This is a genomic window from Hyphomonas sp., assembly GCF_037969335.1.
In the GTDB taxonomy this organism is placed as follows: Bacteria; Pseudomonadota; Alphaproteobacteria; order Caulobacterales; family Hyphomonadaceae; genus Hyphomonas.
On record NZ_JBBKXE010000124.1, the window covers coordinates 1 to 8,019 of the forward strand.

An 8,019-nucleotide genomic window follows, 5' to 3' on the forward strand; every position below is an offset into this window, starting at 1 on the left:
CGTGCCAGCTGGCCCCAGGCGCGCTCGGCGCCGGCCCAGTCATCATTGGCTTCGGCGGCGCGCGCTTCCAGCAGCAGTTTCAGGCGCTCGTCCTCGGCATGTTTCACCGCCTTGCGGGCGAGCTTCAGCGCATGCGTGGAATCGCCGGCCTCTGCCGCCAGCAGGCCCTCAGCCAGCGCCATATTGGCCTTGCGGGCGCGGTTCGACTGGCGCGAGCGGCCAATCTTGCCCGGCAACACGAACAGGCCGCTGATCACCCACCAGGCCGCCGCAACAAGGCCGCCGAACACGATCAGAGCGATGGCGGCGACACCGGAATGCAGCGACACAAGCTCGCCGCGACTGTCATTGATCACCACACTGCCGGGCAGCGTCACGGCCCAGAAGCCGACAAGGGCGCCGCCGACAATGATCACGAGAATGACGATGAAGAGGAATATCCGGTTCATCAGTTCTGGCCCTCCCCATCGATCATGTTCAGCCGAAGGGCTTCGAGGCCCGCTTCGAGTGTGATGCGCCGGTTTGCCGATCCGGTCCAGTCAGCCATCGCCGCCGCCGGTTCGCCGGACAGGGTGCCCAGCGCGCTGACAGCGCCCTCCAGGTCACCCGCATCCAGTGCCGCCTTCGCGCGCGACAGCGTCACGGTTGCGCCGTCTTCCTCGCCCTCGCCCTCCGCCCCGCGCACCGTCACGGCATCGCCGAACATATTGTTCAGCCAGCCCAGCGCGCCTTGCCGCTCGGCAGGCACCGCCGCGCGCGCCTTGGCACTGGCCGGGCCGAAGCTCTGCTGCAATTCGGCCAGGGTCGGCGCGCCGGTTGTCGCCACCTCACCGAGCGTCCGCACCGTCGCCGATTTCGGCATCACGGCCCGCAGCTTGCGATAATCGGATTCGAAGGAGCTGCCCCGGCGCGACGCCGCCTCGATTGCCGACAGGGCCAGCGCGGCGTCGGCGCTGGTCGCGGACGCTTCCGCCATCGCCCGCACCGCCGCCTCATCGTTCCGCATCCGCTCGATCAGGCTTGTCAGTTCGGTCGTGTCGCCGCTGCTGCGCAGCATGTCGGACTGAAGGCTGGCGAGCCGTGTTTCGAGCGCCGTAACCCGTTCCGACAGCGCGCCGAGCGAGCGGGCAAGTTCCGCCGCTGTCGCTTCGCCGCTCGTGTCGACCGCCTCAAGCGCATCGAGACGCGCAGACAGGTTCGCCAGCGCGTCGCCGCTGTCTGCTGCCAGTGCCGCATCGAGCCGCCTCGAAAGGGCATCGATCTCATCCTGCAGGGGGCTCAGGTCCGGGCTGCTGGAAGCTGCCGAATTCAGGCCCGTGCTCAAGCGCGACTCCATTTCGGCGGCATCCCGGATCACCTTGTTGCGCTCCAGGTCGGCCGCCTCCTGGCCCGCCTTCAATGCGTCGAGTTCCGCCGTCAGCGCCGCAACGTCGCCGCCGTCGCCCTTGTCCGGAATCGCCATGGTCGCGATGATGCCGATGGCGCCGCCAATACCCGCCGCGATCAGCGCAGCCACGGCCACAGCCAGCCAACCCGGGCCGGACCCGTCCGCGCCGTCGGCAGGCGCATCAGCCGCGTCATCGAAAGCCGGTTCGAAATCTGCATCGATCGGCTCGGTGGAAGTAACCGGGGTGTCGTCCTCGGGATCGTCACTCATCTGTCTGTCTGCTCCTCGCAGGCGGGATTTGGAATCACACTGACATATACGTCATCGTCGATCAAAGGTCGCCCTCACAGGGCCAGCACAGCTGTATCGACCGCGTCCATCAGGGCCGTCTCGTTCGGATGGGCTGCGTTGACCACGGCCCGCGCGCCGCACCCGGCCAGCGGCTGGCTGGCAGCAGGCGATATCGCGACGAAGACAACCCGCGACAGATCGCGTCCCCGCGCCGCGTCGCGGAAGGCGGCTGCGCCCTTCGCGGAATGAACCAGCACCACCACACGCGACGCCGTGTCCAGCGCGCTGGCGGCTTCGGGGCTGAGGTCCATGACCGGCATGGTCCGGTAGAGCGCGGCAAACCGCGCATCTAGTCCCGCGTTTTTGAGGGTGGCCACCAGGTCGCCCGCCGCCGCCTCATTCGCGATATGCAGCAGCGCGCCCGTCTGCACCTCAGGCGCGGCGAGGATCATCGCAGCGAGATCGGCGGCGTTTCCATCGCCTTCCCGCACGTCCTCACCACCCCCCTGCCGCACCGCTGCCGCGGTCGCCTCACCCACGCACCACACCGTCAGCGCCCCCACAGCGCGGCGCTCCAGGAAGTAGCGGGCGCCATTGGCACTGGTGAAAACCAGGTGGCGCACACCGTCCATCTCCAGCCCAGCATCCGGCAGGCTTTCCAGCGTCAGGGCCGGCGACAGGATCGCTTCGTATCCGGCCGCTTTGAGGCGCGCGACTGTATCGGCCGCACCAGGTTCGGCCCGCGTCACAATGACAGGAAGGCTCACCAGTCGCCCACGAAAGCAGGCAGCTTTCCGCCTGCTGCAGTGCGGATGTCTGCGCCCACGGTGCGCCCCAGCGCCACCAGTTGCGCCTCGCTCGCTCCCTTGCGGCACGTCCCGTCGGCCCGCCAACGCTGCTGCCCGTCCAGCGCCAGGACTTCGCCGACCAGCTGCCAGTCCTCGCCCCTGTCAAACAGGTGCGCCGCAATCGGCGTCCGGCAACTGCCATCAAGGGCTGCCAGACAGGCCCGCTCGGCGGTCGCGGCAGCGCGGGTTTCGGCGTGATCGATCAGGCTGAGCACCTCACGCACATCTGCCCGGCCATCCGCGCGCGTCACGACGCAGATGATCCCCTGCCCCGCTGACGGCAGCATCTCGTCCGGCGCAATCGGCGTCGCCAGGTGCGCCAGCCCGAGCCGCGTCAGCCCCGCCATCGCCAGGTAGGTGGCGTCTGCCAGTCCCTCTTCCAGCTTGCGCATGCGCGTCGCCACATTGCCCCGGAACGTCACGATCTCGACATCGGGTCGCAGTGCCAACGTCTGCGACTCGCGCCGCAGCGAGGCCGTGCCGACCTTCGCACCGGGCGGCAGGTCAGAAAGACGATCCGCCTTTGGCGACAGGAACCCTTCGCGCGGATCCTCGCGCTGTGGGTAGGCCGCGAATATCTGGCCATCTGGCAAGACGACCGGCACGTCCTTCAGGCTGTGAACATTGATATCCACCTCGCCTCGATCCAGCGCCGTGTCGAGCTCACGGGTAAAAAGTCCCTTGCCCCCTGCATTAATCAGGCGCTCGGTCGTGAGCTGGTCGCCACTGGTCGTGAACGGCACAATCTCGCCGCGCAGCGCACCGCCGGAACTCACTTCAAGCGAGGCTGCAATCTGGCGTGCCTGCACCAGCGCGAGGGGTGAGCCGCGCGTACCGATGCGCACGATTTTCTGGTCGCTGCGGGCAGCATTGTCGGGAGAGCGGCGTGGGTCTGTCATCACACTCCTCTAGCCGCCATACACGAGCTTGCCAATTGACAGCGCGCCGCAGAAGGCGATACGTCGTCTTATCGTTAATCGGAAATAATCTCTGGGAGTTCCCTCATCATGCGCAGCTCAGTTTCTGCCTTCGCCCTCGCTTTTGTCCTCTCCGCCTGTGCCAGCCAAAGCGTCCCCGCCGAAAACCTCACACCCGTCGAGACGGTTGCCGTCGTCGAAGCGCCCGCTGAGACCGCTGAAGAATTGAGCGCGCGCCTGAACACATGGTTCGATGCGAAATATGAAGAACAGCTCCAGTTCAGCCCGATCGGACTGTCCTTTCAGGGCCGCAAGGACAGGAATGACGAGATCGACTGCATGACCTTCGCTTGCCAGGATGAACAGCTGGCCTGGCAGAAGGCCGCGACAGAGGAAATGGAAGCGTCATTCGATTACGACGCGCTCTCCGCCGAGGACAAGATGTCCTACGATCTCTGGAAGTACCAATACGATCAGGCCGCCGAAGGCGCCGCGTACCGGTATAACGGCTTCGTCTTCGACCAGATGAACGGCATCCAGAACTTCCTGCCGACCTTCCTGATCAGCTTCCACTCCGTCGACACGCCAGACGACATGGCGGCCTATATCAAGCGGATCAGCGCAGGCGGCCGGGCGCTGCGCGAAGGCATCGCCGTCGCGAAAGAGTCAGCGGATCGCGGCGTACACGCCCCCAAATTCGCCTATGAAGGCGTGATCGACCAGTCAAAGAAGATCATCACCGGCGCACCGTTCACCGAGGGTGAAGACAGCGCGATCCTGGTTGACATCAAGTCCGACATTCAATCGCTCGTCGACGCAGGCAGCATTGACGAAGTGCAGGGCGGCGTCTTCCTCGCCGAGGCTGAAGAAGCCCTCAAGGGCGACTTCCTCGGCGCCTATAATGACGTCATCGCCTTCGCCACAGCAGACATGGCGAACTCGCCGGACTCGACCCAACCCGTCGGGGCCTACCTGCAGCCGGATGGCGCCGACTATTACAACTATCGTCTCAAGACCCAGACGACGACCAATATGACCGCCGACGAGATCCACGAACTGGGTCTGGCAGAAGTCGCGCGCATCCGCGGCGACATGGAGGCCATCAAGGCATCTGTCGGGTTTGAAGGCACGCTGAATGAGTTCTTCACCATGCTGCGCGACAGCAAGGACGATGAGCGCTTCTACTATCCGAACACCGATGAAGGCCGCCTCGCCTATATCACCGATGCAACCGCCGATATCGACCGGATCAAAGGCGAGCTGCCCAACTATTTCGGCATCCTGCCGAAAGCAGACCTTGTCGTGAAGCGGGTTGAAGCCTTCCGCGAGCAGGATGGTGCCGCCCAGCACTATTTCCCCGGCACACCGGATGGTTCGCGTCCTGGCATCTACTATGCCCACCTGTCGGACATGACCGCCATGCCGAAGCGCGAACTTGAAGTCATCGCCTATCATGAAGGCATTCCGGGCCACCATATGCAGATCGCTATCGCGCAGGAACTGACCGGCGTGCCGCAGTTCCGGACGCAGGCGAACTTCACCGCCTATGCCGAAGGCTGGGGCCTCTATTCCGAATGGCTCGCCAAGGAAATGCCGGGCACTTATGCTGATCCATATTCCGACTTCGGTCGTCTCGGGTCCGAAATCTGGCGCGCGATCCGCCTCGTCATCGACACCGGTCTTCACTCGAAAGGCTGGACTGAAGAGCAGGCCGTCGCGTATTTCCTCGACAATGCCGCGATCACAGAGACACAGGCCCGGTCGGAAGTGCAGCGCTACATCGTGATGCCCGGCCAGGCCACGGCCTACAAGATCGGCATGATCAAGATCCAGGAATTGCGCGCGAAAGCCGAAGCCGAACTGGGCGACAAGTTCGACATTCGCGGCTTCCACGACACCGTGCTCGGTGGCGGCGCCCTGCCGCTCGAATTGCTCGAGCGCAAGGTTGACGCCTGGATCGAGACGCAGAAGGCCGCCTGAGGCCAAACCAGACGTTGGGGCAGGCCTTGCCACGGGCCGGGCCTGCCCTACGCTTGCCCCTGAAAATGGGAGCGAGCATATGAACCTGACTTTCAGCCCTGAGACCGAGATTTTCCGTGCCAAGGTGCGGCAATTCTTCGAAACCGAGTTTCCCGCAGACATCATTGCGAAGAACCGGGCAGGCAAAGCGCCCACAACCGAAGACGTCCGCCGCTCGGAAATGGCCCTTGGTGCCAAGGGCTGGCTCGCCAGCGCGTGGCCTGAAGAGTACGGCGGCCCGGGCTGGTCGGTCGAAGAGCAATACGTGTTCGATGAAGAGCTTGAGCGCGCCGGCGTGCCCACGGTGACGCCGATGGGCGTCGTCTATGTCGGTCCGGTGCTCTATACATTTGCCTCCGAGGACCAGAAAGCCAAGTGGCTGCCGGGCATCCGCGATGGCTCGGTCGGCTGGGCGCAGGGCTATTCCGAACCGGGTTCCGGCTCCGATCTTGCCTCGTTGCAGTTCAGCGCCGTCCTGGAGAACGGAACGTACACTTTGAACGGGCACAAGATATGGACGTCGGCGGCCCAGCATGCCGACTGGATCTTCCTGCTCGCGCGCACCAGCAATAAAGGCAAGAAGCAGGAGGGCATCACCTTCATCTGCTGTCCGATGGATGCGCCCGGCGTCACGCTCATCCCGATCATCACGATCGATGGCAAGCATGTCCTCAACGAGGTCCTGTTCGACAATGTGAAAGTGCCGGAAGACTACCGGATCGGCGCAGAAGGCAAGGGCTGGACCTATTCCCAATACCTGCTCGGCTTCGAGCGCACGTCATATGCCCGCATCGGCGGCAAGCGCGCCATGCTCCGCCATGCGCGCGAGCTGGCCACGGCCATGCCTGTTGGCGGCAATCATCGCCTGATTGACGATCCGGCCTTCGCCCGGAAGCTCACAGAGGCCGAAATGGCCGTGGATGGTCTCGAAATGACGGTGTTTCGTGTTTTGTCCGGGCTTTCTTCGGGCGGATCTCCGGGCAACGAAGCCTCGACAATCAAGATCCTGGCGACCCAGACGCACCAGCAGATTACCGAGCTTTTCCTCGACACGGCTGCCGCCTTTGCCCAACCGGGCTTCGGTGCCAATGCGTCGGATATCGGCCTGCCGCTTTATGCCGCAAAGGACGTGTCAGCCTATTTCGCCGGGCGCGCCCAGTCCATCTATGGCGGAACGAACGAAATCCAGCGGACCATCATCGCCCGTAAAGTCCTGGGGCTCTAGCGGCGAACTGTAGCGGCTGCGGCAAAAAAGCTGGTTGCCGACAGGACCAGGGACACGACGCCGTTCCAGCCTGCCATCGACAGGCCGAGAATGTAGAAGGGCGCCGCCGTGCAGTCTGCCACGTGGAAAGACTGGTTCAGGTCCTTCACGGCGAACGGATCGATGATCGCCGCCGCAGCACATCCAGCCGGCGGCGGAAAGACCTTCCATTCCACCCCCGCATGATAGGCCGCCACCACGGCCCCAACACCAAAAACCAATCCAATCAAGACGTTAAGCGCAACGAGAAAACGCCGCTTCGGCCAAATTTTCCAGATGGCGAGGCCAGTGAGGGTCATAGCGATCAGGGCCCAGTAGACCTCCCGCTGGCGCAGGCACAATGGACAAGGGGGAAGGCCGCCAAATTGCTCAAACGCATGAGCGATCGCAATCATGAGCGCGGATATGACCGTCGCGGCCACCGGCCAGGTCCAGTCCTTGAAGAGCATTTCCAGTTTCGACATGGCGCCACTAACACCGCTTAGCCTGCCACCCACAATGCGGCGCAGCGTCACGATCCGGTGAGCGTGCTCAGGCCGAGCACAACTGCGGTCAGAAGGCCCATGATCCATGCCGAGCCGATGACCATTCCGCCAATTACCATCAGGCCATCTTTCTGCATCAAGCCGAAGCTGGCGAGCGCCACGCCGAAACCGGGCACCGTATTGGTCATCGGCAGGGGCACCAATATCGAGGCACTAAACAGGCAGAGGAAGAAGCCGATCACGCGTTCAGACTTCTTGCCTGTAATCCGGGTCAGGCGCGGCTTGGCAAAGGTTTCGATCCATCCGAGCCATTTGCGCCCGCCGGTCGCCATCTGCGTGAGGCCCTTCCGGTCGATCTTTCGATGCCCGAACTTCTCCGGCATCCAGGGCTGCTCCCGCCCCACGGCCATCTGGCCGGCCAGCGCCATCATCGGCAGCGACACGACTTGCGGCACACCATAGAGGAACGGGATGCAGCAGGGTAGCGCCAAGAAGAAGAGTCCGGCGCCGAATGCGCTCTCGTCAAGCTGGTCCATGATTTCGTGCAGCGTGAACCCGTCTTCCGGCGCGCGCGCAGCCATGGCTTCCAAGGTTTGCAGCAGGGTGCGCTGGGCGGGAATCGAAGCAGGGGTCATGCAAGCCGTGTTACCGATCTTTGCTAGCGGCGTCGAGACGATTGACAGCACATGCTGCCATGCGGCAGGAGAAGCCTTCCCTGCAAAGGGCCTCTGTGGCGGAACTGGTAGACGCGACGGATTCAAAATCCGTTTCTGGTGACAGAGTGCCGGTTCGAGTCCGGCCAGAGGTA

At 63.9% G+C, this 8,019-nt stretch carries 8 protein-coding genes and 1 tRNA gene; 3 read left to right on the plus strand and 6 right to left on the minus strand.

Annotation, left to right across the window (positions count from 1 at the left end; translation table 11 throughout):
* The 4 genes from AADA04_RS09155 to hemC all read right to left on the minus strand — a co-directional run.
* Nucleotides 1–449 (minus strand): heme biosynthesis HemY N-terminal domain-containing protein (locus AADA04_RS09155; RefSeq protein ID WP_340692954.1); only part of this gene is annotated, 449 nt, incomplete at its 3' end.
* A complete protein-coding gene (locus tag AADA04_RS09160; protein WP_340692955.1) occupies nucleotides 449–1,657 on the minus strand; it encodes a hypothetical protein in 1,209 nt (402 codons plus the stop codon). The genes AADA04_RS09155 and AADA04_RS09160, both read right to left, overlap by 1 nt.
* Before the next feature lie 74 nt (nucleotides 1,658–1,731).
* Nucleotides 1,732–2,445, minus strand: a complete 714-nt coding sequence (locus AADA04_RS09165) for a uroporphyrinogen-III synthase (protein WP_340692956.1) — start codon at nucleotides 2,443–2,445, stop codon at nucleotides 1,732–1,734.
* The gene (gene hemC / locus AADA04_RS09170; protein ID WP_340692957.1) at nucleotides 2,442–3,425 is read right to left on the minus strand and encodes a hydroxymethylbilane synthase; all 984 of its coding nucleotides are present in this window, start codon (nucleotides 3,423–3,425) and stop codon (nucleotides 2,442–2,444) included. The genes AADA04_RS09165 and hemC overlap by 4 nt, the downstream gene beginning before the upstream one ends.
* A 108-nt stretch (nucleotides 3,426–3,533) precedes the next feature.
* Between hemC and AADA04_RS09175 the strand changes: the two genes are divergently transcribed.
* Together AADA04_RS09175 and AADA04_RS09180 are read left to right on the plus strand one after the other, a co-directional pair.
* The gene (locus tag AADA04_RS09175) at nucleotides 3,534–5,423 is read left to right on the plus strand and encodes a DUF885 domain-containing protein (protein ID WP_340692958.1); all 1,890 of its coding nucleotides are present in this window, start codon (nucleotides 3,534–3,536) and stop codon (nucleotides 5,421–5,423) included.
* 79 nt (nucleotides 5,424–5,502) lie between these two features.
* Nucleotides 5,503–6,687 carry an acyl-CoA dehydrogenase family protein gene (locus tag AADA04_RS09180; protein WP_340692959.1) on the plus strand — a complete coding sequence of 395 codons (1,185 nt, stop codon included), beginning with the start codon at nucleotides 5,503–5,505 and terminating at the stop codon, nucleotides 6,685–6,687.
* Here the strand turns inward: AADA04_RS09180 and AADA04_RS09185 are convergent.
* Together AADA04_RS09185 and AADA04_RS09190 are read right to left on the minus strand one after the other, a co-directional pair.
* Nucleotides 6,684–7,241: a disulfide bond formation protein B gene (locus tag AADA04_RS09185; RefSeq protein WP_340692960.1), complete on the minus strand. Its 558-nt coding sequence runs from the start codon at nucleotides 7,239–7,241 to the stop codon at nucleotides 6,684–6,686. The genes AADA04_RS09180 and AADA04_RS09185 overlap by 4 nt on opposite strands.
* Nucleotides 7,238–7,846, minus strand: coding sequence for an exopolysaccharide biosynthesis protein (locus AADA04_RS09190; protein WP_340692961.1), 609 nt, complete (start codon nucleotides 7,844–7,846; stop codon nucleotides 7,238–7,240). The genes AADA04_RS09185 and AADA04_RS09190 overlap by 4 nt, the downstream gene beginning before the upstream one ends.
* An 89-nt stretch (nucleotides 7,847–7,935) precedes the next feature.
* Here AADA04_RS09190 and AADA04_RS09195 point away from each other — a divergent pair.
* Nucleotides 7,936–8,019: transfer RNA gene (locus AADA04_RS09195), tRNA-Leu, on the plus strand.

What these genes read in the sequence shown, in the direction of transcription:
- hemC (WP_340692957.1), bottom strand. Translation starts at nt 3,425, where the DNA reads ATGACAGACCCACGCCGCTCTCCCGACAATGCTGCCCGCAGCGACCAG.
- AADA04_RS09175 (WP_340692958.1), top strand. Translation starts at nt 3,534, where the DNA reads ATGCGCAGCTCAGTTTCTGCCTTCGCCCTCGCTTTTGTCCTCTCCGCC.
- AADA04_RS09160 (WP_340692955.1), bottom strand. Translation starts at nt 1,657, where the DNA reads ATGAGTGACGATCCCGAGGACGACACCCCGGTTACTTCCACCGAGCCG.
- AADA04_RS09190 (WP_340692961.1), bottom strand. Translation starts at nt 7,846, where the DNA reads ATGACCCCTGCTTCGATTCCCGCCCAGCGCACCCTGCTGCAAACCTTG.
- AADA04_RS09180 (WP_340692959.1), top strand. Translation starts at nt 5,503, where the DNA reads ATGAACCTGACTTTCAGCCCTGAGACCGAGATTTTCCGTGCCAAGGTG.